This is a genomic window from Sinorhizobium garamanticum (assembly GCF_029892065.1).
Lineage (GTDB): Bacteria > Pseudomonadota > Alphaproteobacteria > Rhizobiales > Rhizobiaceae > Sinorhizobium > Sinorhizobium garamanticum.
The window spans coordinates 170,033-191,585 of the sequence record NZ_CP120375.1; the positions used below are offsets into that span (position 1 = coordinate 170,033).

Sequence of the window (21,553 nt, forward strand, 5' to 3'; positions counted from 1 at the left end):
TCAGCAACCCGACTCTGCCAGAGCGCAGGTCGCTATCCACCACCCGTCATGGGATCTTTGATGGTGCAATGTTTTCGCCGGCTTGGAGAGAGGCACCATGGGACAGGTTCTACACAGCAGCGCCACGATGACAGAGGCAATCCGTCGAGCAATACAAAATACTCAAGAGAGCCTGAGGGCGCTTTCGAAGCGGTACGGGATCAATCCGAAGACGGTGGCGAAGTGGAAGACGTAGCTCCGTTGCCGATCGTTCGACCAGTCCGCGGGAGCCGCGCTCGACGGTCCTGTCGCCGGAGGAAGATTGCCTCTAATTCACTGCAGCCGACCATTCCTGAGACTGAACGCCTAGAGCGGGAGGCTGTGTATCGGAGGCAACTGAGCCGATCTGAAAATCACAACTTAGTCTGCGTGCGACAAAGGCTTTCTGTAAAAGGATGTGATTTGCCAAGCGGCGGAAACGCTTTGTTTACTACTGAGTTAGAGACTGTGGTGAGGCCACCATATTTTTTGTTCACTTTTTGTTCTCACTATGAGAGAAAAGATGTGGAGAAAAAAATCCACAATATCGAATCAGTCGATTTTCCGGTCTGATGTCCAAAATGGAGGAATATGGCTATGAAAGTTAAAGTCACCCAAGTCGGTCATGGGACACATCCCAGCGAGGTGATTGTTACCGTCGATACGACGAGTGGGCCAGAAAGGCTGGTCGTCCACCAGAGATCCATCAAGGATAACGGACTCGACATCGGATACCCGATTAACCGAGATCGAAACAGCCTCTTAGTTGAATTGCCGAGAGAAACCATTTCTGGCTCTTGGCGTGTCTGGGTGCCTGAAGCAGTGGTGGTTGAATAATCGGGTCACTGGGGCTGACGCGCAATGATTTTGACTGACCGCGAAATACAGATTGCAATACAGACTGGCGCCATCATTGTTGATCCAGACCCAGATCTATCCTTATACAGCTCCACCAGTCTTGATTTGACGCTTGACGGAAGGCTAACTCTTTTCAAAGAGCCAAAGGGCGGATTGGCGATAACAATCGACCCTTCAGACCCCAAGTATAATCACGAAGAGATTCTGGGGGAGACTACTTCACCCCACGATATCGATGCCGCACTAGGCTATGACTTTAAGCCTGGCCAGATGTTGCTGGCATGGACCAGGGAATATGTCGAACTTAAGTCCCAATCGCGCATAGCAGCTAGGGTGGAGGGCAAGAGCTCACTTGCTAGGCTGGGGATAGGCATTCATCTGACAGCGCCTACCATTCATGCGGGTTTTTCCGGGCAGATACGGCTTGAGATGGTGAACCACAACAAATTTCCGATTAAACTTCGCCCCGGCATGAAGATATGTCAGCTTATCTTTGAACAGACAGTTGGCACGCCTGTACGAGGCTATGAGGGCCGGTTTGCCGGACAAACGAACGCGAAGAAGGGATAACAACTATTCCGCTCCCAAGTCGGCTCAGAACTCCAGTTCCGTCACCCGTCGATTCGCTTGACCTCTGCGCGCCCCACGTCGGTGACAACCCACTCACGCATTCCGCGGAAATCTAGTCCGGATCTCCTCAGTGCACCCAACTGGGCCAGGCGCTCATTGTGTGCTCGCCAGCGTTGGGGGTTACATCCGGAGTGATGCAGTCCGAATGATCTACCATATAGCGAAGGACCTTCTCGAAGTGCGCTAGGCTTGTGCGTATCGCGTTCCTTTTCCTAGACGCTCTTCCCCTGGGCCTGGAAGGCCGAACGAGAGGGCATTGCAGACCAAGGGCGGTGTGCAGCATGACACATAAGAGCCAGGGTACCGCCGCACGGCCGAAGCTCGACGACGAGGCGTTCGAAGCCTTCATGAGGGCGCGCCGTCCAGTATCTCCGATCTGGACGATGAGCGGCCTCGACGGCTATCTGACCGCGCTTATCATCGGTCCGAAGTTCATAGACCCACTCGAATGGATCCCGGAGCTCACCGGTTCAGAGGCCTTGGATATGCCGATGGAAACGACAGCGCACCAGGCCGTGCAGACCATCGTTGCGGAATATAACCGGATCTCCGCGAGCCTTGCCGAAACACCTGAGGATCACCGGCCGAGGTTCAGCAGGATCGACGACCGAACCTTCGATGCCATGGATTGGCACGTCAGCTTCCTGATGGGGACAGGCTTCTCGCAAAAGCAGTGGCGGCCGGTCATCCGCGGCCACGCCATCACTGGCGATATCATCGCGCCGATCCGCAAGCTCAGTGAAGCTACTGGACCGGCCACCCAATCGGACGCCGCAGCGGTCGCTGAAGCGCTCGTTAAAATCCGAAGCTACTTCATGCCAAAGCGAGCAAAGCAACAGTTCTGAAACGACGCGCTACTCCCATTCCGCCGATTTCGACATCGAAAGCCGTGGGCTGTTCATCGCGCTCACCACTCAGGAGGGCCCCGGTCAACGTCGGCCCAATTGAGCTGACGTCCCGCCATTCACTGAGATCGTTTGGGATCTGTTAAGCCCAGGCTTTCCCTTCGCGCCATGCCGTGCACATGTCGTAAGGGGTGAAGCCGTTGAACGTCTTGAGCCAACGGCCGAAGTTGTAGGCGGCAACGAAATCGGCGAGGTGCTGGCGTATTCGAAGGCATGGGCCCAGAAGCGTTCACCGTCGGCGATTGCCTCCTTGATCAGCGGGACAGCCGAGCCGCAAGCGCCGGGTGTCGAACTGGGATGCCGTTGTCGGTGAGCACGGTATGGATCTTGTACGGGACGGCTGCGATGAAACGCAGCAGGAACTCGCGTGAGACGGCGGTGGTGGCCTTCTCGTGCAGTTCGACAAAGGCGAACTTCGAGATGCGATCGATGGCAACGAACATGTGCAGCTTGCCCAGTTCAGTGCGCACCTCGGCAATGTCGATGTGGAACTAGCCGACTGGATAGCTCTTGAATTTCTTCTTCGCCGGCCTGTCGCCGCCGACATCCGGCAGACGACCGATGCCATGGCGCAGCGGTCAGCGAGGAGCGCGTCAGGTGCGGGATTGTCGGCTGCAGCGCCGGGCCGCCCGCCGAGCTCTCGTTCGTGGATGCGACAAAGGCAATAGGGCCAATGGTTAAGAATGCCGACGTACCTGTGGCCCGGTCCCGTTGGACATAGGCCAGTTGAGTCCGTGCTGCTGCGTCGTCAGACACTGAAGTTCGCAGCTTGGTTCTTATGGTGCAAGAGGCGGTCAGGCGTTCATTGTCGAGTTGTCGACGCTGTCGGATATTGGACAATGTCGGACATGAGACACTGCACTGTGACCGTTATCCCATTGTTTTACAACAATCTTCTGGTTGGCCCAGCAGTTGCTCCGATAAAGCGAGCTACACTTAACTCAGCCAACAGGAGTTCCGCCATGAACAGCCCCGCCGGCCAGGCAGTCGCTACGACGAGATTAATGCGAGCGAAGCCACCCACCGGTTACCATGTGGCCAAGTCTGTAACCGTCAATCTCCCGCCGCATGTGGGGAAGCCAAGGTCTCACGACGCGGTCGACGCCTAACAAAACGGCGCTCGCTCGTCCCGCCGCCTGATGAAGCCCGGCGGAGCGACACTGTAGAGCGCCTTGTCTGAACGCGCCCGGCAGTTTCCACATCGGCTCCGCGGATCGCTAGGTGTGCGCCGCTCCGACCCAGTCCTAACAATTCCATCGCTCTCCAGCAAAGGGTGACAAATGTTCTGCGAATACTTCCCTTCCCTTAAGCGGCTCACGCGGCCTGCCTCGCAACAGCACGGCGAAACCGGTCCATCAACAGCAGCGGCTCGCTCCGTGGGCAAGTCTGAGGCCAGACAAGGGGTATGCGAGGCGGAGAAGATCAGGGCCAACACGGAGGTGCTGAACGAAAAACGCGGTCAGCCTACAAAGCCTGTCATCATCAGATCAGTGGTCACTTCGTCTTTCCTGATGACCACCCCGTCATTCGCCGCCGCCGACGACGTTCTGTTTTCCTCCGACGACGGCAGTTTCATCTTTTTCGGCGGAATCGGCGTTGCTAACATCAAGGCCCAGGAATTTGTCTATGACGGCGACCAGAAGATCAGCCAGCTGAACTGGGAGAGCAAGGGGGTGACCATTTTCACCGTTGGCGTCGACGCGCAGATTGATAACGGCTGGAGCTTGAAGGGCAGCGTCAACTTCGGCACCGGCGGCAACGGTCACATGGTCGACACCGATTGGGATGACCGGGATGACTGGAGCGACCGCTCAATTCATCCCAATACCGAGCTCGGCCACTATGTCGGCGGAGCGATCGAGTTGGACCGGATCATCTACCGCGATGATACCACCAGTATCGCGGTCGGCGCCGGTTATCGCTATACCGACGTCAAGTGGACTGCGTATGGCGGATCGGGCATCTATTCGAGCGAGGGAAAATTCCGAGACGACCACTGGAAGGATCCAGACTGGGTAAGAGGCATCAGCTACCGGCAAAAGGTTCCGGTTGGCTTCCTCAGCCTGAGCGGCGAGCACGTCGTGGGCGATCTCACGATCAGCGGCGCCCTTCAGTCCGGCTTAAGTTTCGGCATTAAGGACATCGACAACCACTGGCTTCGCAATAACCAGTATCATGACTACATGGATCCGGCGCCGGTGATCGGCGCCACTGTCGCTGTCAACTACGCGTTGACGCCGGCCACCTCGCTCTATCTGTCCGGGTCCTTCGACTGGGTGTTTTTTGGCAGCCGCGGCGACATGAAAGTGCACGACGGGGAGACACGCAAAAATGAATTCGAGAAGGATAGCGCCGGCGCCACATTCCAAAGGACGTCAATCTCCTTCGGGCTCAAAAGTAGATTTTGACGGCGTACGAGGCTGCATTTCATCGAAGACCATCGCCGCGCTCCGGCCTAGAACGGGATGTATTTAGGCGCTGACGCAGGAGAGGTGGTGAGAAGGCGGCAGGGCCGAGTGGACCCATTCAACTGAGGTGGCGTTAATGATATTGAATTTCTTACTTGGATTGGTCGGCGGTCTGATCGGTGGTCCACTTGGACTTGTGCTGATTCAAGCATGGTCCACATTCACTAACGAGGAAGACGGTGAGCCGCAAACGCGAAACTGAAATAGCCGAGATCGACGTTCGATTCAGTCCGCCTTGTCACCGGCCACGAAACGATCCTACGTGAATTCCGTGACAAAGTTCAGCCGCTATTCGGCCGCTCGCCGGATCGGCCGGGTTGGAGCCTGGCCGGCGCTCAACCAGGCGGTTTGCGCGCTCCGCTTCTTTTTCGGCGTGACGCTGGACCGGGCCGAGATCCCCGAACGGATTGGCTACGCGCGCACGCTGCGCAAGCTGCCGGCGATCTTGAGCGCCGACGAGGTCGCGCGCTTTCTCGAAGCGGTGCCGTACTTGAAGGCGCGCACGGCGCTGACGACCGCCTATGCCGCCCTGACTGGGCATAGCCTGGAGGTCGCCGACATCGACAGCCAACGCATGGTGATCCAGGTCCGTCACGGCAAGGGCGCCAAGGATTGCACGGTGATGCTCTCGCCGCAGTTGCTCGGGCATCCTGCCGCACCTATGGCGGCTGGCACGCCCGAGGAATTGGCTGTTTGCCGGACGGGCAACAAGCCGATCGATGTGCAGGTGCATTATGCCGCCTGCGGTTCGGGGACCAAGACGGCGGGATTGACCAAGCGGGTCAGCGTGCACACGCTGCGGCACAGCTTTGCCACGCATCTGCTCGAGAGCGGCGTCGATATCCGCCTGCCATCACCACACCTGGCCGGTGCGCAACAGGCCCATCTGCACTTCATGGGCAATGGAGAGTGCTCCATAACGTTCGCACAGTTCCTTGCCGAGCGGGTTGTAACCGTCATTGGGCATCCGAATTCCATACGTTGCAGGAATGGTCTCAATTATGACTGCAGCCACCGTCTTCCGGAGAGAGCCCCTGAAATCGTTGAACGGTACCTGCCGACTTGATCGCGACATCGATCGCCTCCGCGCGCTCGGCGAGAAAAAGGCATAGTCGGATCCTGGACTGACCTTCACCAATGCTCGGCCGGCGCCCTCGCGCCATCGAAAGGAACCAGTGATTCCCAATGTCGAAACGGGTCGAGGGCCGATTTAGCGTTCGACTATCGCAGGATTCTGTCAATTGGTGTGGAGGTCGATCAGCCAGCGGCCATCCATGTCAAAAATTTCGTAGCCTTCGCGCTTATCGATAACCAAATCGATACCGGCCTCACGCCACAGGCGAGTCTTCCCAGGTTCCAACATCGTCCCGACTTTTCGAGAACTTCATCCTTCGAACAAACCTTGAACATTCCATAGCGCGACACGTGATCTCCAGTTGAGGAACTCAGATGATGCGACGCCTTAAGACATCTCGGGGAGCCCCATCCAACTTCAGTCCCAAGACTGAACCGAGAGCTGGTAGAAGTCCTCACAAGTTGCAGGAGGCATGTGTCAGCCCCTGCCCCGAGCTGGACTTCCGACGACCTTTGCCCCTGCAGGAACGTCTCGCGTGACGACGCTGCCAGCGCCCACGACCGCATGATCGCCAATCGTCACGCCCGGGAGAATGATTGCTCCACCGCCGATCCAGGCGTGGCGCCCGATGCGGACAGGTCGTCCGAGCTGCAACCCAGCCTGCCGCTGCTCGGGATCATGTGGATGATCGGCGGTATAGATCTGCACAGCCGGCCCAATTGCAGTTCCTTCGCCAATCGCCACCTCTGCCACGTCAAGGATGACGCAGTTGAAATTGACGTAAACGTGGGCTCCGAGCCGGATGTTGAAGGCGTAGTCGCAGTAAAAGGGCGGGCGGATGACCGCTCCAAGCCCAACCTCTCCCAGCCGTTCGCAGAGGAGTGCATGCCACTGATCGGGGCGGGCGTCCAGTGCATCATTATACCGCTTCAGCCAAGCCCCGGTGGCCAGCAGGTCGGCTTGGATTTCCGGATCCGCCGCATTGTACATTTCGCCTGCAAGCATCTTCTCTTTTTGACTGCGTGTCATTGTTTCTTCTCAGATCGTGTTCCATAGGGTGGTAAGTGTCGGCCGAGCGACATGGTCTTTCGTCCACTCGCAACTGCGACGACGAATGGAAGTTATAGGGGTTCTCAGATCACACAAAGCAGTTTTTCCCTCAGGCGGCCGGATCGATCTTCGTGTGCTCAAGCGGAGAGACAACCTGCCGAATTGCCGACAGGTAGTCAGCGACCTTGCGCCCGGCCGGCTCCGGAAGCGGCAGATGGACGGGGAGGCTCTGCTTGGCAGACTCCGAGCAAGTCGGCAAGCGCATACACTGAGCGAAGGCTAGAGAACTGCTTGAAGAGGTCCCAATCGGGGTCAGGGCTCGCATCGAGCCGGCGCGCCTCGGCAACATCGCCAGTTTGAGCCGCCCTTACGATGCGGAGACAGACGTCGGGCATGATTCCGGCGAGTACGCTGTGCCAGGTATCTGCGCCGCAGATCATGGCTTCTGTGGCGTTCCAGTCACCACTATAACCGATCGAGAAATCGTCTGGCGTGATTCGTCTCTGATCCGCAAGATGGCCCCCAGTTTCGTGGCTTTTGTCCGTCGGGTTCTTGATGGCCACGTTGCCCGGTACCTGAGCCAACCGCGCCACGAGCGTCGGCGTGAAGCGGAAATGGGTGGTTCCCGGGTTATCATAGATGACGATAGGCAGACCGCTCTCACGAGCCACAGCGCAAAAGTGCTCGAACACTTCGTCCTCGGTCAGGGGGGTGTAGGAGACGGCGGCAAGCAGGCCCGCCGCAGCGCCCAGGTCTTTCGCATCCTGAGCCAACTTGACTGCTTCATCGGTCCGCATGGCGCCGACGCCTGCGACGACAGGGACAGTCCCCGCAGTTTCCTCCAGAGCTGCACCAAGGGCGCGGCGGCGCCCTCGCGCGACAGATACATGTAGGTTCCGGCGCTACCGAGGATACCGATCGAATCCACGCGCGCGCTGCAGAACCTTGCCTATGTCACACCTTCCCATCAGTTTCCGCTCGGCGGCGTCATGCCGATTTCTCGCCGTCATCAGCTCCTCGAATGGGCACGGGAGAACGACGCTTATGTCATCGAGGACGATCAATGACAGCGAGTACCGCTACGATATCGGTCCGATCCCCCCAGTCCATAGTCTCGACGCTGCAAGCGCCGTCATTTATTTCGGTACGATTTCCAAAACGCTGTCGCCGATGATGCGCATCGGCTATCTCGTCGTGCCACCGGAACTGCAGGACGTGTTCGCGACCGCCAAGCAACTGTGGACAGACATTCGCCGGTGACCGAACAGGCAGCCTTGGCGTCTCTGATCGAAAGCGGCGCCTATGAAAGCCATGTGCGCCGCGTACGGCGGCTGAACAGGGAGCGCCGTGAGACATTGTTGAATGCGCTGCAGCGGGTGTTTGGCGAACGGATCACTGTAGAAGGCGCCGATGCAGGATTGCATGTGGTGGTCTGGTTCAACGAACTGCCGATGTCGTCCGAGGCGGCCTTGCTTGAGACCGCCCGACGTGCTGGCCTTGGCGTTCATGCGATCTCGCCTCTTTATGAGCCAGAACCAGAAGAGGCCACAGCGTATCGGCTTGGACTTGTCATGGGGTATTCAGCCCTGACACTAGCCAGCCGCATCCGAAGTGAAACTGGACCAGCAACATAGCGAACGGCACTGTCTAGAGGACCAGTTACGCGCGCAGTTCAGCGATGACCGCGGCTGGTGCCGTGACCGCTGGGATTTGCGAGACACGAGCACCAGCGCGCCGGTTCACAAAGCTGATATGGTCTTCACTTGGAGGCCCGCATCGAAACTTGATGGGGCTGATGCATGACTTGGCCGGGTGGACTGCTCCACATATATTGCGCCTGCGGCTTCCCACGAAATGGAAGAACTGGCGGGAGCGCAACTGATTGCAAACAGTGGGATTGCACGGGAACCTATTCGCCAAAACCCGATATTCGCGAAGTCACGCTAATCGAGGCTGAGGTTGTGGAGGCAATAGCCAAAGGCGAGCCCAAGATCCTGGGTTTCAAAGCCAAGCTCGCGCCCGAGATCATAGACGCAATCTGACGACCCCAGGCGTCCCGCTCAGCCGTCTCCTCGCAAACTCTTCCAGGTCGGAAAGCATAGGCGCGGAAGCGCGAAGAACGAATTGTTCAACCTGACAACCGGTGAGCACGCCACCGCGATCGCTTCCGGTGGGCACACAACGACCAGATCAAGGCGACTGCCGCGGCGCTGGGAGCGTATTTCGACCCGCAGAGCATCTTGACAAGCGGCTCTCTATGGAGAACAGCGAGAAAATCTGAAGCCCGGCCAGCTCCTCATTCGACCCAAGTGGTCAGTCGGAAGTGACGTTCTGGCCTGAATATCGGTGCTTCCACCCTGCAGATCAACTATATCCACCTGACCGTTGGTTTGGCTACCCTGCGCCGTTTCGGTCTTCATCCGCAGACGCGGGCGCAGAAGACATCCGGAAAATGGCATTTCACGTAGTTGGAGCCATAGGCGATCAGCACGAAGGACGCGGCATGGCTTTCCCGAAACCACAGGAGTCAAGCCTTTGAGCTGCCTGAATGTCTTCTCAGCGAAATCCGGCAGACTAGCCGTTCCGGACCATTCCTGAAACGAACTTGTCCTTGAAGCGTGAAACGCCACCCGTGAGCTTTAACGTCGGTATGGATTTCCGGAGCTGGTCCGCTTTGCGACCCGTGAACCCGCACACCATTGCCACCTTCATTGCCGACTCCTGGAACAATGGCACGCCCCAGTGTCTTATGGAGGCCTCCAATTCGGGTGTCGGGCGGCGGAGCGTGCCCGTCAGCGGGAGCGGTCGATGCAACGAGCCACATCGAGCGTCTGTTGGCGCCGTTGTCGCGGACTGCGGGATCGCCACGGTGATTGACGGCCACCTGCAACACTCGCCTGCATCGGTGGCTCTATCGGGCACCGGGTCAAGGCGTTGGGGATTGAGCCTTTCGGGCAGGAAGGGACGATTGCCGATCGACCGACATCATGGACCTGGTACCAGTGCGATCATTCATGCGGCTCAAGCTGTGAGCGTCGGGCGCGACATTCGCTATTTGAGAGCACTGCCTTAGAGCTCGGGTCTTGTGCAACTGCTTGCCGGATCGCCGCATTATTGAAAGGCGAATTGCTTTTCGAGCATGATGCTATTCGGGACGCCCTTCGAAGCCCTGCCGACTGGCATAGACAACGGGAACTTCGTATCTCTTGGTTACGGCTAAAAAGTCAAATTTGAGTATATCCGAAGAGATCGAAATCGGATTTGAACAATTCATTTATCTTAGAAAGAGTTGACGCAGACATCTGCGCTTCATACCTATATCGACCGCCTTCCGCAAATTGCACAGAGACGTTTTCGTTGATCCGCTCCGGAAAATCGATGTCCACGAAGCGGCAGAATGCAGCGAAATCAGCTTCGAATTCTTCCACCTTTCCAACGAAGTTGACTGCCTGAATGGCATTATAGTGGGTCCAGTAGTTCGCCGGGTATAGAGGCAGGCTCGTGTTTCGCCCTACCTCGGAAACTTCGTATTCCTCCAATAGTTCGATCCAAAGATCGAAGTCATAGCGCGCCTCAAATAGCTTGGTTTGATTCTCAACCAGCTGCTTCATTACTAATGTTTTTATCCAGTCTGCTGGAAATTCAAGTGATGGCTGATCCTTAATATCTCTCTGTAACTGCAGGAAGCCCGAATAAGCCCTGTCGTATGGATTTCTAACGAACGCGGCAACCTTGTAGCCCAATCTGCTTTCGGGGAGAGTTGCGAATTCGGCGTAGGTAATGTGTCGATGAACTACACGGTTGAGGAATGGGTTAAAGTGAAAAAATCCGCTGTATGGGCTTTCATTGAGAGCCTGAAGACGAGCATGCGTGGTTGAACTGGCTGTTTTCCACGGCGTGAGCAACACGAATTTGTGCCGATGTGAGATGATCACTGACCTGTTGACTCCTATCCAGAGGTGATCCGCCTGTGATAGCTGATCCCATGTACAGATTCAGCCCGGAAGCGAAGGAGGCGGCAATACGGCGCAGCTGCACTTTGAGAGAGCTGGGGCCCATTCCGATGGTATGTGGGCACTTCCCTTCTTGACTCCGGTCACGGTCCGACAAGATAGTGCACCGTCATCGGGCTAACCGCCGCCAGGCTAACATTGTCTAGAGGATAAACAATGCGCTCGGACGCCCTCGACCCTCGGCGACAACCCGCTCCCTCCTCAGTCCAGATAGCAGACGATTATCCGTCCTTGTCTGTCACGTGGTCAGCGATCAGCGCTCGCAACTGGTCGGTTTACGCCCTTTTTCACAAGATGATTCCGCGGCTCCTGCCTGTGCCGTTGTCTGGCGTGCCGCAGCACCGATTCCGAGAACTCCGAGTACCTTGTCCCGCAGATAGATGAACTCGCGGCTGGACCGGTCTTGACGCGCTTGCTCGGGGATCGAAAGGATCGTGGCGATGCGGCCGGGGTGAGGCTGCATGATAACGACCCGATGTCCGAGGTGAACCGCCTCGTCGACGTCATGGGTCACCAGCAGCGCCGTCGTCCCCTCATGTTGAACGATGCGTTTGAGTTCCTCCTGCAGCTTCAGGCGCGTGAGCGCATCCAAGGCACCGAGCGGCTCATCAAGCAGCAGAAATCGCGGCCGGTTGACGAGCGCCCGGGCAATCGCAACACGCTGGGCCATTCCACCCGACAACTGCGCAGGGTAGGCCTTGGCAAATTGCGACAGACCGACGAGATCGATATGCTCGCGCACTGTCTCCTGCTTCGCGGATCGTGATAAAGGGCTGCGTTGCAGCGCAGCCGCGACATTTCCCTCGACCGTGAGCCAAGGCAACAGCCTGTGATCCTGAAAGACGATCGAGCGATCGAGACCTGGCCGACGGACGGGCGCGCCGTCGACCAGGATATCCCCACTGTAGTCGAGATCGAGGCCGAGAATAAGCCGCAACAAAGTAGACTTCCCGCAGCCTGACGCGCCCACGATCGTGACGAACTCTCCGGTCTTGACGGAAAGATCGACACCGGCAAGCACCTTCAGCTCTCGCCCTGCGACGGTGAAGCTTTTGTCGAGATGACGAATTTCAAGTGCCGGCGCGACATTACCCTGAAAAGTGGACGATGGGTATATCCGGTTCATCGCGTTCTTCTCCTGAGAAGCCATGTTTCCAGCCAGACAGCCGAGCTATTGTAGAGGAGGCCGATGACGGCCAGGACGATGATGCCGAGAAAGAGTAGATCCATCTCGAACAGTTGGCTGCCCTCATTGAGCCTGCCGCCGATTCCTGGCGTCACATTGAGAAAAAGCTCAGACCCGAGCGTCGCGAGCCAGGCATAGATAAGAGCGGAATGCAGACCGGTGAATATGGAGGGGAGAGCACCAGGCAGAGCAACGAGACGCGCAAAGTCGATCCGACTGAAGATCAACACCTCCGATAGTTCCCGATAGGCTGGAGGCAGCCCTCTCACGCCCTGCCAAGTGTTGATGACCACCGGCTGAAACCCCGCGACGGCGATGAAGGCGATCTTGCCGGCATCCGCGCCGCCAAACCATGCTGACAAGAGCGGTACCCAGGCAAAAAGCGCGATCTGACGAAAGGCCAGCAGGCTTGGACCGACAATCCGCTCCGCTGTGCGCGAGAAGCCAAGCCACAGGCCGAGCAACAGGCCGGCGAATGCACCAATCGCAAAGCCAGTGATGTTTCGCCTGAGGCTCTCACTGATATCGAAGGCCAGCGTGCCGGTCGTAAATTCCGTTCTGGCACGGGCAGCCACGGCTGCTGGCGAAGGAACAAAACGGGGTTCCACCCATGCAAACTGCGCTGCCGCAAACCAAAGAAGCATGATAGTCCCGAAAGCCAAAAAGGGGCGCCAATGCCGCGCTGCGCAGCGAAGCACTTGGAAAGGCGAAGCGTCAGCGGCCATAGGCGTCCTCCGTCTTCCAGGGCTGGACGAGACGTTCCAGATATTGGAGTGTCGCGTTGAGCAACAAGCCGATTGCCGCGATAACCACCATCGCAGCGATAACCAGTTCCAGCTGGAAGAGCTGACGGCCCCAGGTCATCAGGTAGCCAAGACCTTCGAAGGACGCGAACAATTCGACAATCACCAGATTCTGCCAGGCGGCGGCCAGTCCTTCGCGAAGGCCGGTGAACAGGGACGGCAGCGCGGCCGGCAGAACAATGGCCGACACCCGCTGCAACGGTGTGAAATCGAGGACGCGACCGAGTTCCACAAGTTTGGGGGAGACGTCGGTAATGCTGCGCGTGGTCGCCAGGATCACCGGTATCGCCGTCGACCAGGCGATGCAGACATATTTGAGTTCCTCGTCGATGCCGACGAACAACACGAGGAGCGGCAGCCAGGCAAGCGTGTTGACCTGCGCAAGGGCGGTGAAGACCGGCGCTACAAATGCTCTGATCCTGGGCGCGAGCCCGAGGGCGGCCCCGGCGACGAGACCCAGCATCGCACCGATTGTGAATCCGATGGCGACGCGCCGCAGGCTTTGAAGGGTGTGTTCGGCAAGGGACCCGTCGCGCCACAATTCCACGATGGTTGCCCAGACCACCGCAGGAGCCGGCAGGATCTGTTGCGGCAGCCAGCCGAAGCGCGACAAAAATCCCCATACCAGCAACAGGGTTGGTGGCAGTGAAATCCCGTAGGCGATGTCGGTCAAAGCCGGCAATAATCGGGTGAACTGTCGTTCTGCAGGCGGATCGGCCGAAACAGTGAAGGTCATCTCTCGTCCTCGTTGGCGAAGGACCGGCCGCGCTGGCGGCGCGGTCCAGTCCTATCGACATTCAGTTCGTCTGCTTCTTGTCTAGGTCGCCCCGCCTGGCGACTTCGCCGTTGGCCGTTAAGCTTGACCAGTGGTTCTCCAGCTTCAGCTCCTTGAGCGCCTGCCGCAGATATTTCGGCTCCAGCCAGCCGTCGACGTCGACGTCGCCCTTGATCAAGCCGTAGGTCTTTGCCCGCGCGACCTTGTCCTTGTAACGGGCAACGACGAAATCATCGATGAGGGGATTGAGCCGGTTCGCAAGCGTGTCGCCCTCAAGGTCCGTTTCGAAGACATCCTTGGGGAAACCCGAAAGCGACCAGCCATCGAAGACCTCGTCCTTGTTAGATGGATCCGAAGCAAAGGCGGCCGCTTTGACGAAGGTGGTAACCACCCGCTGCGTCAGATCAGGATGGGCCTGTTCGAAGGCGGCCGTGACCAGATAGGACGAATTGCGACCAAGTGTCGGATCGTCGCCCTTGGTGGTATAGGCGATCTTCACGATCCCTTTGTTCGCCAGTGCCAGAAATTCCGGGCCGCCAAACACGGCGTCAACGTTGCCCGACGCGAGTGCAGCTACGGCAGCACTGGTGTCGAGATTGATGAAGCGGACGTCCTTTTCCGTGAGGCCGTGGGTGGACAACACGTGATCGGTGGCGAGCTGCAAATTGGTTCCCTTGAAGAGCGCAACCTTCCTGCCCTTCACGTCGTCGATCGACTTTATATCGCTGTTGGCCGGCACGGCGAGATAGATCGGCTCATGCCGGCTGGTGGCGAATAGGAACTTGTGCTCAAGCCCGCGCGAGCGGCCGACGATCGCCGGCAAGTCGCCGAGCAGGAAGAAGTCGAGCTGCTCTGCCGCAACGGATTCGTTGAGCGCAGGACCAGCGCCACGGAAGTAGGTCCACTCGACCTTGATGTCCTTATCGGATGCGAATTCCCTCTCGATGAGCTCGCGGGCCCGCGCATAAGACGTCGCGTCCCCATGCGAATATTGCCTGTTGTCAAGGCCAGTTCCGGGGTGGCCGAGGCGGATGGTCAGTTCCTCGGCTGAGACTGAGCTAAGCGAGGTGAGAAGTGCGGCAAGCACCGCGGCGATACGAAGTTTCATGATCTTTCCCCCTGTTCAGCGCCGCTCAGGCTGCCTTCGCGACCGGCTTGGTTGCCTTGACATGGGTTACGCTGCGGCGACCGTCGACACTAACCGGAACGTCACCGTCAACCGTGGCGCGGCGCACGACCCGGTGCTGGTCGCCATAGTCGTTGACCGCATAATGCTGGGTGGCACGGTTGTCCCAGATGGCGACATCACCAGCCTGCCAGCGCCACCGCACGGTGTTTTCGGGGGCGGTGACATAGGATTGAAACACCTCGTAAAGTTTGGCGGAATCGCTCTTCGACAGACCGACGAGGCGCTGCACGAAATTGCCGAGCAGCAGCGTCCGTTCTCCAGTTTCCGGATGGACGCGGACGACCGGATGCTCCGTTTCGTAGATCGTCGAGGTGAAGACTTCCTCGAAGTGTTTCTTCTCCTCAGGGCTGGCGCGAGGACGCACGGCCGCGTAGTCGAATGCATTGCTGTGGATCGCCCAAAGATTGTCGGCCAAGAGCTTCAGCGGCGCCGGCAGACTCTCATACGCGGCGTGGGTGTTGGACCAGATCGTGTCGCCCCCCGCCGCCGGAATGACGACGCCACGAAGAACCGAGAATTTCGGATAGGCATCGACGAACGTCACATCGGTGTGCCACTGGTCTGCCCTGCCGCCGCCGCGGCTGGAATCGAGGTTGAGAATTGAGGCGGTGCCGGCAATCGGTCCCTGTGTGGGATGAGGGACAAGGTCACCCAGGCGCCGCGCGAACAATTCCTGTTCCGCGTCGTCGAGGTGCTCCTGGCCGCGGAAGAAGATGACCTTGTGCTTCAGAAGCAACTGGTTGATGGCTGCTATCATTGCGTCGGAAAGGTCTCCGCCAAGGCGGACGCCTCTGATTTCGGCTCCGACACGTCCAGTCAGCGGTACAACGTCGGACTCAGGAATGGTCTGATTGACAAGGATCGGGTTGCTCATGGGGATCTCCTGGTTGATTGCAAGAGTACAGCAAATCGCATCCGGCCAGCGGATGTCCGCTCGCGTTGAAATTCTCATCGCTAGTCGACAGAGCTATCGAACAGGATAATCCTGTATATCTATAGAGAAGATGTTCTAAATTTACCTGATCCCACGCAACAGCGATCTCCGTTGCGCCGGTCTCGGTGTTGAATTCTGTTCACGACAGCCGGCGGAACGTGCCTCCGGATATTCGCGAACCTACCGGCGCCGAAATTCGACCGGCTGGCGAGAGCCGCCGCGAACAGTGCCCACTGTCCCTCCTCCCTCCCATGCGCTTCTTGGGGTGTTCGCTGTGTCGCGCGACGTGAGGCGCAGCGGAACGTGGCGTGCACTATGGGCCACGACCCGAATTGCCGTCGCCGAAACCCATCGGGCTTTAAATCGATCCACAAGCACTTAGGGCAGCGGTATCCGCAAGCCTTCAGGCAATCCTTCGTGCCGAACAGACTGCGCTGAGCGAAGATGCGCACACGTGAATGTTGGCTCGCCTTCAGTAGCTCCGCGAAAGCGCGAAGTGGTATGATGGAATGGTTTTATGGCGGGACGCGGGAAACATTCGAGTTGTTATAGCATCGTTATCAGTATTGGTGGTGCTCATGGACCCGAGTAGCCCGGGACGAGAGCTATCGAGATAGAACGCCGGCCATGTTTGGGCAACGGAATTGGTCTAGAGCTAAGAAAAATCCTGCGGAAGCAGTCAATAAACATCGACTCCAATCTGCAGCCTTCCTTCAGACCAAAATACCTGCAAGTTATGCGATTCGTTTTTGTTCCATTACAGGCAAGGAGAATAGCATGACCGAATCGCGCATGGACGCCCGGGAACGCAGACTTGAGCTCACCAGCCGTATCGTCGCGGCCTATCTGAGCCGCAATACTGTGCCCGCCGGGGAAGTGCGGCGCCTGATTGAACAGACCTACGACTCCTTATGTGGCACATCTCAGGCGGAAAAAACCGAACCGGCCAGCGAGTCGCGCCCCGCAGTGCCGATCAAGAAATCAGTCACTGCGGACTTCATCATCTGCCTGGAAAATGGCAAGAAATTCAAATCGCTGAAGCGACATCTGATGGCCAAGTACGGCCTCACTCCGGAGCAGTATCGTGAGAAGTGGAAGCTTCCCTTCGACTATCCAATGACCGCTCCAAACTACGCCCACCAGCGCTCCCAACTAGCGCGTGCGATTGGTCTCGGAAAGAACCCTGAAGGGCCGGCGCCTGCATCCGCGCCCGCCGCGGAAGCTCGTGCCCGCAAGAAGATAAACCTCTAGTTCCGGTGACATCTGTTGCTCCAGCCCACGGACACCGGTGTGCGGCGCCGACAGAGCAGCGGCCGTCAACGACGACTGGGAGGGCAGTGCCGTTCTAGCGACGCTCTACCACCAGGATGTATAAAAGGCGGCCAAGCCTTCGCCAGCCGGTCGACGGGCATTGGCCACAAGGGCGAGATCATCGTCGATATCGCTGCCGTCGGACATGCCGAAGCAAAAGCCTTCGGTATGGGGCATGCGACCCGAATCGCCCCGAAATGAAACGGACGAAGCTCCCTGCGAAGTCCTGCGACCGCACATCGATGGCCCGCGTTACGGACGGCATTGTCTCATTGTTTGCCGCCCTGTTTTCAGATGGAAGCCTTTATCCGCGGGAGGCTATTCCTCGAACGGCTTTCGGCCGGAAGCCGTGGCGGCTCCGCCCTCTGATCCGCGTCATCGTACCATGCTCAGGAGTGCTGTCGTGGTACAAGCCCCAATCACGGCCGCGAAATCGTGGGCAGCGGAGAAGGGATCCATGTCGGCGCGAAAGCGCCAATGGGCACCACCACCAAAAGGCAGACACCAGGTGTGAGAAGTCGATGACCTGAATGGGCGCATGATCGAACAGATCTGGACCGGGAAAATCAGGATTTAACTGTGGGCGGGAGCTCCTTTGGCAGATTTGGACCGATCCGCAGATCATCATACCGGCCAGCGGCTTCTCAAGTACCGTAGCGAAAGGCCTGACAGAAGACCGCACTCGATCACCGGGGCTACCGGGGTCTTGTGATGAGAAGCGGGAAGAGATCATCCCCACGACCATCAAGAGAGACTACCCTCAAGCGAGACCAACCAACAGTTTCGCGCTTGGTCCGGATGTGCAAACAAACTGAATGTGCAAACGAACTGCATGTCGGCCGGGCCCGTCGAACGATCAACGCGTCTCGGGTACATCGACCTGCAGAAGCGCGCCATGCGACCGACGAAACGTAACCGTGAAGGAGACAATACACCGGTCCTGGAATGTTTGGGGATATCTCGTAGTTGATGAGGGTTCCGGGTCCGATGGCTGGGTCTCACAGCGATCTTCTCCGCCATTCGAATTCTCTTCGTCGCACCGCCTGGCAACGCTCCGCATTCATCCGGGGAAAGCCGTCACCGAACGCTGCCTTATCTTTAGACAGCGGCGCAATAGTTCGATCACCGCCCGACGATCTGACAACTCCTCTCAAACGCATTTTCGTATATCCATAAGATGGATGATTGTTATCCCAACTATCGATTATACCAATCCTGACCAATGCTATTAGAAGATCCTGAATGAAGGCCCCAGGCGCTTGTCGGTGCTCGTGATTACTGCGTCGGCTGAAGTGCAGGAACGAATTTGGAGAGAACATGTGCGGCATTGTTGGCATCGTAGGGAAACAGCCGGTGTCGGAGCGGCTGGTCGATGCGTTGAAGTGGCTGGAATATCGAGGCTATGATTCGGCCGGCGTTGCGACGATCACCGAGGGCGCCTTGCATCGCCGGCGTGCCGAGGGCAAGCTCGTCAATCTAGAGGCGAGGTTGAAGGAAGAGCCGCTGAGCGGCACCATCGGCATTGCCCACACGCGCTGGGCGACCCATGGTGCTCCAACGGAGCGCAATGCCCACCCGCATTTCACCGGCGGTGTCGCGGTCGTCCACAACGGCATCATCGAGAATTTTGCGGAAATCAAGGACGAGTTGTCGGCGGTCGGAGCGGAGTTTCTGACTGAAACCGACACGGAGGTCGTCGCGCATCTTCTCGCGAAATACCGCCGCGAGGGCATGGGCCTGCGTGAGGCCATGCATGCGATGCTGAAGCGGGTCAGGGGCGCCTATGCGCTTGCGGTCCTCTTCGAGGATGATCCGTCGACCATCATGGCCGCACGCAACGGACCGCCTCTGGCGATCGGCCACGGCAACGGCGAGATGTTCCTCGGATCCGACGCGATCGCGCTCGCACCCTTCACCAACGAAATCACCTATCTGGTCGATGGCGACTGGGCGGTCATCGGCAGGACCGGCGTGCACATCTTCGACACCGAGGGCAACGTCGTCGCGCGCCCGCGGCAGGTCTCGATGGCTGCCGCCTATCTGGTCGACAAGGGCAATCATCGTCACTTCATGGAAAAGGAGATCTACGAGCAACCGGAGGTGATCTCCCACGCGCTCGGCCACTACATCAACTTCATCGATAATCGGGTCGTGCCCGTTTCCGACGGCATCGATTTTGCCAAAGTTCCGAGCCTCGCCATCTCCGCTTGTGGCACGGCGTATCTGGCCGGGCTGATCGGCAAATACTGGTTCGAGCGTTATGCGCGTCTTCCGGTCGAAATCGATGTTGCTTCAGAGTTCCGGTATCGCGAGATCCCGCTCTCGCCGCAATCGGCCGCTCTTTTCATTTCGCAGTCTGGCGAAACGGCCGATACGCTGGCATCGCTCAGGTACTGCAAGGAACACGGCCTGAAGATCGGTGCCGTCGTCAATACCCGCGAATCGACGATCGCGCGAGAGTCAGACGCCGTCTTCCCGATCCTCGCCGGTCCCGAGATCGGCGTGGCATCGACCAAGGCCTTCACCTGCCAGCTTGCCGTGCTCGCCGCGCTTGCCATCGGCGCTGGCCGGGCGCGAGGGGCGGTCAGCGAGCAGGAAGAACAGGCGCTCGTCAGGAGCCTCGCTGAGATGCCGCGGATCATGGGCCAGGTGTTGAACACCATCCAGCCGAAGATCGAGCTCCTGTCGCGCGAACTGTCGAAGTGCCGTGACGTGCTCTACCTCGGCCGCGGCACCAGCTTCCCGCTGGCGATGGAAGGCGCGCTGAAGCTTAAGGAGATTTCCTACATCCATGCGGAAGGCTATGCGGCCGGTGAGCTGAAGCACGGACCGATCGCGCTGATCGACGAGAACATGCCGGTCATCGTCATCGCGCCGCACGACCGCTTCTTCGACAAGACCGTCTCGAACATGCAGGAAGTTGCCGCTCGTGGCGGGCGCATCATTCTCATTACGGACGAGACGGGAGCCTCCGTATCGAAGCTCGACACGATGCACACGATCGTGCTGCCGAACGTCGACGAGGTCATCGCTCCGATGATCTTCTCCTTGCCGGTGCAGCTCCTCGCCTATCACACGGCCGTCTTCACGGGGACCGATGTGGACCAGCCGCGCAATCTCGCCAAATCGGTGACCGTCGAATGATTGTGACACTTTCATAAGTGGCAAGGCTCCTCCATCGGAAACGCCAACACTTCGTACTTAGAAATCAAAGCCCGGATAGAGATCCAGATGACGATAATTGGTCGGTGCAATTTCGGGAAACTCGCAGTCGCCATAACCATGGTAATCGCCACCCTCCTTTCCGCAGGTTGGGCGATTGCGCAAACTAAACGTGGCAGCCCGATCGAGCTTGCTCAAGCCGACGTGAGCACCGCCGTTCGGCAGGACATCGTAAACGAAGTCCGTATAGCCGGCTCTCTTACGCCCATTCGACGTTCGACAATGACATCTCGGATATCCTCGACAATCATTGGGCTGCCCGTGCAGATCGGAGACGTGGTCAAAGCCGGCGACCTCCTCGTCCGTTTTGATACGGAAGCTCTCGGATCGGCCGTGACAGCACGAACAGCAGAGATGGATGCCCTTAACGCCCAGATCGAACTCGCTGAGTCGGTGCTTGAGCGAAACACCACGCTGGGTGAACGAGGTGCGGCATCGGAGGCGACGAGGCTTTCAGCGCGGGCGAACGTGCTCAAACTTCGCGCGCAGCTCAGATCGAAACAGGCCGAGGTCGCGGATGCCGAACGCTCACTCTCCTATGCAGAATTGCGCGCCGAGTTCGATGGCGTCATTGCTGCGCGTCCGGTGGAACAGGGCCAGACCGTGCCGCTGAACACCGAACTGATGACTATTGTCGAGCTCAAGCGGATGGAGGTTGAAGCCGGGGTTCCTACGAGCCGCATCCCATTGGTTCGCCTCAAGCAGCTTGTAGAGCTGACTGTAGAAGGTTTTCCGGGCCGCACGTTCCCTGGTGAGGTCGTCCGTATCTCGCCCACCGCGGTCGCTGGATCGCGCGCTGTGCGGGTATTCATCGCCATCAATAACAAGGACGGCCTATTGAGAGGCGGGATGTTCACCACCGGCATCCTCAAAATCGACGACCAGGAGGATGTTATAGCACTTCCGCCGGCCGCCATCCGGCATGACGCAGATGGATCTTTCGTTCTCAAGGTGGAAGGAGGCGTTTTGCGCAGGCAACCTGTCGAGCTCGGCAGGAGTTGGAGCGACCGAAATCTTGTGCAGCTGTCGGGGGTGAATGAGGGTGATGTTATCGTCACCGCCCCCTTGCCCGATCTCGTCCCCGACACGCCCGTGGCCATCGAGGGCACCTGACGG

The 21,553-nt window shown here is 58.4% G+C and carries 16 protein-coding genes and 6 pseudogenes; 10 read left to right on the plus strand and 12 right to left on the minus strand.

Annotated features, from left to right (window positions below; genetic code table 11):
* Positions 1-97: 97 nt before the first annotated feature.
* From PZN02_RS29990 to PZN02_RS30005, 4 genes and pseudogenes are all read left to right on the plus strand, one after another.
* Positions 98-308: pseudogene (locus tag PZN02_RS29990) on the plus strand (IS481 family transposase); the annotation flags it as partial.
* Between the two features lie 307 nt (positions 309-615).
* Positions 616-855: a hypothetical protein gene (locus PZN02_RS29995; RefSeq protein WP_280663658.1), complete on the plus strand. Its 240-nt coding sequence runs from the start codon at positions 616-618 to the stop codon at positions 853-855.
* 24 nt (positions 856-879) lie between these two features.
* A complete protein-coding gene (gene dcd / locus PZN02_RS30000) occupies positions 880-1,446 on the plus strand; it encodes a dCTP deaminase (protein ID WP_280663659.1) in 567 nt (188 codons plus the stop codon).
* Positions 1,447-1,787: 341 nt separating this feature from the next.
* Positions 1,788-2,351: a YecA/YgfB family protein gene (locus tag PZN02_RS30005; RefSeq protein WP_280663660.1), complete on the plus strand. Its 564-nt coding sequence runs from the start codon at positions 1,788-1,790 to the stop codon at positions 2,349-2,351.
* Between the two features lie 142 nt (positions 2,352-2,493).
* Here the strand turns inward: PZN02_RS30005 and PZN02_RS32325 are convergent.
* A pseudogene (locus tag PZN02_RS32325) lies at positions 2,494-3,032 on the minus strand (transposase family protein); the annotation flags it as partial.
* A gap of 659 nt (positions 3,033-3,691) precedes the next feature.
* Here PZN02_RS32325 and PZN02_RS30015 point away from each other — a divergent pair.
* Positions 3,692-4,819 carry an omptin family outer membrane protease gene (locus PZN02_RS30015; RefSeq protein WP_280663661.1) on the plus strand — a complete coding sequence of 376 codons (1,128 nt, stop codon included), beginning with the start codon at positions 3,692-3,694 and terminating at the stop codon, positions 4,817-4,819.
* Positions 4,820-5,360: 541 nt separating this feature from the next.
* A pseudogene (locus tag PZN02_RS32330) lies at positions 5,361-5,666 on the plus strand (site-specific integrase); the annotation flags it as partial.
* 66 nt (positions 5,667-5,732) lie between these two features.
* Here the strand turns inward: PZN02_RS32330 and PZN02_RS32335 are convergent.
* The 3 genes and pseudogenes from PZN02_RS32335 to PZN02_RS30030 all read right to left on the minus strand — a co-directional run bounded on the left by PZN02_RS32335 (position 5,733) and on the right by PZN02_RS30030 (position 7,932).
* The gene (locus PZN02_RS32335) at positions 5,733-5,954 is read right to left on the minus strand and encodes an aminotransferase class III-fold pyridoxal phosphate-dependent enzyme (RefSeq protein WP_425336389.1); all 222 of its coding nucleotides are present in this window, start codon (positions 5,952-5,954) and stop codon (positions 5,733-5,735) included.
* Between the two features lie 477 nt (positions 5,955-6,431).
* Positions 6,432-6,983: a sugar O-acetyltransferase gene (locus tag PZN02_RS30025; protein WP_280663663.1), complete on the minus strand. Its 552-nt coding sequence runs from the start codon at positions 6,981-6,983 to the stop codon at positions 6,432-6,434.
* Between the two features lie 130 nt (positions 6,984-7,113).
* Positions 7,114-7,932: pseudogene (locus PZN02_RS30030) on the minus strand (dihydrodipicolinate synthase family protein).
* A 16-nt stretch (positions 7,933-7,948) separates the two neighbouring features.
* Here PZN02_RS30030 and PZN02_RS30035 point away from each other — a divergent pair.
* Positions 7,949-8,638, plus strand: a pseudogene (locus PZN02_RS30035) (aminotransferase-like domain-containing protein); the annotation flags it as partial.
* Positions 8,639-9,435: 797 nt separating this feature from the next.
* On the opposite strand, the pseudogene dnaE2 reads toward PZN02_RS30035, so the two are convergent.
* From dnaE2 to PZN02_RS30070, 7 genes and pseudogenes are all read right to left on the minus strand, one after another.
* Positions 9,436-9,779, minus strand: a pseudogene (dnaE2, locus tag PZN02_RS30040) (error-prone DNA polymerase); the annotation flags it as partial.
* 449 nt (positions 9,780-10,228) lie between these two features.
* Positions 10,229-10,939 (minus strand): sulfotransferase family 2 domain-containing protein, encoded by a 711-nt coding sequence (locus PZN02_RS30045; RefSeq protein WP_280663664.1) that lies wholly within the window; start codon positions 10,937-10,939, stop codon positions 10,229-10,231.
* 331 nt (positions 10,940-11,270) lie between these two features.
* Positions 11,271-12,143 (minus strand): ABC transporter ATP-binding protein, encoded by an 873-nt coding sequence (locus PZN02_RS30050; RefSeq protein WP_280663665.1) that lies wholly within the window; start codon positions 12,141-12,143, stop codon positions 11,271-11,273.
* Positions 12,140-12,847, minus strand: coding sequence for an ABC transporter permease (locus PZN02_RS30055; RefSeq protein WP_280663666.1), 708 nt, complete (start codon positions 12,845-12,847; stop codon positions 12,140-12,142). The genes PZN02_RS30050 and PZN02_RS30055 overlap by 4 nt, the downstream gene beginning before the upstream one ends.
* A 70-nt stretch (positions 12,848-12,917) precedes the next feature.
* Positions 12,918-13,742 carry an ABC transporter permease gene (locus tag PZN02_RS30060; protein WP_280663667.1) on the minus strand — a complete coding sequence of 275 codons (825 nt, stop codon included), beginning with the start codon at positions 13,740-13,742 and terminating at the stop codon, positions 12,918-12,920.
* A 61-nt stretch (positions 13,743-13,803) separates the two neighbouring features.
* A complete protein-coding gene (locus PZN02_RS30065) occupies positions 13,804-14,889 on the minus strand; it encodes an ABC transporter substrate-binding protein (protein WP_280663668.1) in 1,086 nt (361 codons plus the stop codon).
* Positions 14,890-14,914: 25 nt separating this feature from the next.
* Positions 14,915-15,844, minus strand: coding sequence for a TauD/TfdA dioxygenase family protein (locus tag PZN02_RS30070; RefSeq protein ID WP_280663669.1), 930 nt, complete (start codon positions 15,842-15,844; stop codon positions 14,915-14,917).
* An 837-nt stretch (positions 15,845-16,681) separates the two neighbouring features.
* Here PZN02_RS30070 and PZN02_RS30080 point away from each other — a divergent pair.
* Complete coding sequence (locus tag PZN02_RS30080) at positions 16,682-17,155, plus strand: Ros/MucR family transcriptional regulator (protein WP_280663670.1); 474 nt, start codon at positions 16,682-16,684, stop codon at positions 17,153-17,155.
* Positions 17,156-17,260: 105 nt separating this feature from the next.
* Here the strand turns inward: PZN02_RS30080 and PZN02_RS30085 are convergent, their stop codons facing one another.
* A complete protein-coding gene (locus PZN02_RS30085; RefSeq protein ID WP_280663671.1) occupies positions 17,261-17,392 on the minus strand; it encodes a hypothetical protein in 132 nt (43 codons plus the stop codon).
* Between the two features lie 1,140 nt (positions 17,393-18,532).
* Between PZN02_RS30085 and glmS the strand changes: the two genes are divergently transcribed.
* Both glmS and PZN02_RS30095 read left to right on the plus strand, forming a co-directional pair.
* The gene (gene glmS / locus PZN02_RS30090) at positions 18,533-20,359 is read left to right on the plus strand and encodes a glutamine--fructose-6-phosphate transaminase (isomerizing) (RefSeq protein ID WP_280663672.1); all 1,827 of its coding nucleotides are present in this window, start codon (positions 18,533-18,535) and stop codon (positions 20,357-20,359) included.
* Positions 20,360-20,446: 87 nt separating this feature from the next.
* Positions 20,447-21,550, plus strand: a complete 1,104-nt coding sequence (locus PZN02_RS30095) for an efflux RND transporter periplasmic adaptor subunit (protein ID WP_280663673.1) — start codon at positions 20,447-20,449, stop codon at positions 21,548-21,550.
* The last annotated feature ends 3 nt before the right edge of the window (positions 21,551-21,553 follow it).

Excerpts from the sequence above, each read along its gene's own strand:
- PZN02_RS30005 (WP_280663660.1), top strand. The coding sequence starts at position 1,788 with ATGACACATAAGAGCCAGGGTACCGCCGCACGGCCGAAGCTCGACGAC.
- PZN02_RS30095 (WP_280663673.1), top strand. The coding sequence starts at position 20,447 with ATGACGATAATTGGTCGGTGCAATTTCGGGAAACTCGCAGTCGCCATA.
- PZN02_RS30070 (WP_280663669.1), bottom strand. The coding sequence starts at position 15,844 with ATGAGCAACCCGATCCTTGTCAATCAGACCATTCCTGAGTCCGACGTT.
- dcd (WP_280663659.1), top strand. The coding sequence starts at position 880 with ATGATTTTGACTGACCGCGAAATACAGATTGCAATACAGACTGGCGCC.
- glmS (WP_280663672.1), top strand. The coding sequence starts at position 18,533 with ATGTGCGGCATTGTTGGCATCGTAGGGAAACAGCCGGTGTCGGAGCGG.
- PZN02_RS30015 (WP_280663661.1), top strand. The coding sequence starts at position 3,692 with ATGTTCTGCGAATACTTCCCTTCCCTTAAGCGGCTCACGCGGCCTGCC.
- PZN02_RS30025 (WP_280663663.1), bottom strand. The coding sequence starts at position 6,983 with ATGACACGCAGTCAAAAAGAGAAGATGCTTGCAGGCGAAATGTACAAT.
- PZN02_RS30050 (WP_280663665.1), bottom strand. The coding sequence starts at position 12,143 with ATGAACCGGATATACCCATCGTCCACTTTTCAGGGTAATGTCGCGCCG.
- PZN02_RS30085 (WP_280663671.1), bottom strand. The coding sequence starts at position 17,392 with ATGCCCCATACCGAAGGCTTTTGCTTCGGCATGTCCGACGGCAGCGAT.
- PZN02_RS30060 (WP_280663667.1), bottom strand. The coding sequence starts at position 13,742 with ATGACCTTCACTGTTTCGGCCGATCCGCCTGCAGAACGACAGTTCACC.
- PZN02_RS32335 (WP_425336389.1), bottom strand. The coding sequence starts at position 5,954 with ATGTCGCGATCAAGTCGGCAGGTACCGTTCAACGATTTCAGGGGCTCT.
- PZN02_RS30080 (WP_280663670.1), top strand. The coding sequence starts at position 16,682 with ATGACCGAATCGCGCATGGACGCCCGGGAACGCAGACTTGAGCTCACC.
- PZN02_RS29995 (WP_280663658.1), top strand. The coding sequence starts at position 616 with ATGAAAGTTAAAGTCACCCAAGTCGGTCATGGGACACATCCCAGCGAG.
- PZN02_RS30055 (WP_280663666.1), bottom strand. The coding sequence starts at position 12,847 with ATGCTTCTTTGGTTTGCGGCAGCGCAGTTTGCATGGGTGGAACCCCGT.
- PZN02_RS30065 (WP_280663668.1), bottom strand. The coding sequence starts at position 14,889 with ATGAAACTTCGTATCGCCGCGGTGCTTGCCGCACTTCTCACCTCGCTT.